This window comes from Nostoc sp. T09 (assembly GCF_002154695.1).
GTDB lineage: Bacteria > Cyanobacteriota > Cyanobacteriia > Cyanobacteriales > Nostocaceae > Aulosira.
The window spans coordinates 1-1,284 of sequence record NZ_MTAV01000257.1; the positions used below are offsets into that span (position 1 = coordinate 1).

A 1,284-nucleotide genomic window follows, 5' to 3' on the forward strand; every position below is an offset into this window, starting at 1 on the left:
GGGTGGTGTTGATTGGCCCTTTGGATGAAAGCGGTTTGCTGAATAAGCTTTCTAATAAGTTTCAGCGATTTGCCGATGTCCCTGCATTGTTGAACGAACCAAAGGTATCTCTGAAAGGACGGTTGCAAAACTTCTTTGCAGCCATTGAACAAGAACACAACCAACCTTTGCTGCTGGTGCTGGATGACTTCGAGCAAAATATCCCCGATGCTAATATTCAGGATGGCTCACTGCGGATGACGGCTCAGGCTTACGAGATTTTAGCAGCGATTTGTGCGGCATTAGCGGAGAACGGCGGAGAAAGCCGGCTGATTGTTACGTGTCGCTATTTAAAGGAAGATACCTTACCACCTCACCGCCTGCACTTGGAATCTTTGGCAGCGATGAGCAGCAGTGATATTGATAAAATCTGCTTTGCTTTAGATAAAGAAGTTAGGCAGAAGTTAAGAACTCAACGGATTCTTAAGATTGCTGATGGTAATCCCCGTTTGCTGAAGTGGTTATTAGAAGTGATTGAGCAGCCAGGATTGGCGGCGGATGAATTACTGAATCGGTTGGAGGCGACTAAGCAGAAATTCCGCGAGCATCTTTTGGCAAGAACCCTGTTTGATGCTTTGGAAACAGAGGAGCAAAATTTTCTCGCACGGTTGAGTGTGTTTAATTTGCCTGTGACAGAGGAGATTGTGCGGGCAATTTCTAGCGCCAACGAATTGGCAGTGTTGGGCAAATTAACCAGCCTTAGCTTAGTTGAATCTGGCACCACTCACCCCAATCAACCAGTTAATTACCGGGTGACGGCAATTTTAGAACCGTTGTTAGAACCTATATTGACTGAAGAAGAATGGCAAGCAACACAACAGAAAGCCGTAAAGAAAATCCATCAAGTTTGGTATAAGAATGAAAACTGCACGGAAGTAGAAGCACTAGAAATAGTGCGCTTGGGACTACTGGCAAGAGAGCAAGAAATTGCTGTTAGCATTGGGCATGTAATTGCAAACCTTTGGGTGAACAAATCCCGGTTTGTGGAAGCTTTAGAGTTATGTGAACAAATATTGGCAGTTTTTCAAGACTACCGCATCTTACGAACCATCGCCCGTGCGGAAGAATTTTTAGGTTCTGTACAAGAAGCTGCTACTCATTATCAGCAAGCCTTAGACCTTTGTCCTAAAGATGATTTAACAGGAAAAGCAGTTTCCCTGATCAACATTGCAGGGGTAATCGCCGACCAAGGAGACATAGCAAGAGCGATCGCATTCTGGGAGCAATCCTTAGAAATATGTGAGC

General features: G+C 44.8%; 1 protein-coding gene. It reads left to right on the forward strand.

Annotated elements, in window-relative coordinates; translation table 11 throughout:
• On the forward strand, positions 1-1,284 hold a 1,284-nt coding region (locus BV372_RS34095), incomplete at both ends, for a tetratricopeptide repeat protein (protein ID WP_143845495.1).